The sequence below is a fragment of the Staphylococcus sp. HMSC055C03 genome (assembly GCF_001809385.1).
Classification (GTDB): domain Bacteria; phylum Bacillota; class Bacilli; order Staphylococcales; family Staphylococcaceae; genus Staphylococcus; species Staphylococcus simulans.
This window is the reverse complement of record NZ_KV797505.1, coordinates 42,646-43,541: the sequence shown is the minus strand read 5'-3', so window position 1 is coordinate 43,541 and position 896 is coordinate 42,646. Positions and strand designations below refer to the sequence as shown.

Sequence of the window (896 nt, the reverse complement as noted above, 5' to 3'; positions counted from 1 at the left end):
TATCGCCTTCTGGTGTTTTTTCAGTGCCTTGAACTGTAATTGATTGACCTGCGGCACCTGTTTCACCAGTATCGCCTTTATCACCTTTCGCACCTTTAGGAATCACAACTTTAGTGCCGTCTGAGAATGTCACTTCAGTGTTACCATCTGGAGTTTGTGTAGATCCTGTAACTGTTAATGGTGTTGCATCTTTACCTGCTTCACCTTGAGCCCCAGCATCTCCTTTTTCTCCTTTAGGAATAGTAACTTCTTTACCGTCACTAAATATTACTTTAGTTGAACCATCTGGTTGCGGTTCTACTTTAGCGACTGTGATTGATTGACCATCTGCACCATTTTGTCCAGCGTCACCTTTATCGCCTTTTTCTCCTTTAGGAATAATGACTTCATGGCCATCACTGAATGTCACTTTCGTTGATCCGTCTGGTTGAACAGCAGTTCCTGTAACTGTAACTGATTTACCATCCGTACCATTTACGCCATCTTTCGCTTTCGGAATGACAACTTTAGATCCGTCTGAGAATGTCACTTCTGTATTGCCATCTTTATCAGGTTGAACGCTTTGTACAGTAATAGATTGACCGTCTTTACCATTTTGTCCATCAACACCAGCTGCACCTGTGTCACCTTTTTCACCTTTTGCGATTGTGACTGTAGTACCATCTGAGAATGTGACTTTCGTATCGCCCTCTGGTGTTTTTTCAGTGCTTTGGACTGTAATAGATTTTCCGTCTTTACCATCCACGCCGTCTTTCGCTTTCGGAATCACGACTTTAGATCCGTCTGAGAAGTTAACCACTGTATTACCATCTGCATCAGGAGCAGAGTTTTCTACAGTAATAGATTTACCATCTTGACCTGCATCACCTTTGTCGCCTTTTTCTCCTTTAGGAATC

1 pseudogene is annotated in these 896 nt (G+C 42.5%); it reads right to left on the bottom strand.

Annotation, left to right across the window (positions count from 1 at the left end):
* Nucleotides 1–896: pseudogene (locus tag HMPREF2603_RS09275) on the bottom strand (DUF4988 domain-containing protein); the annotation flags it as partial.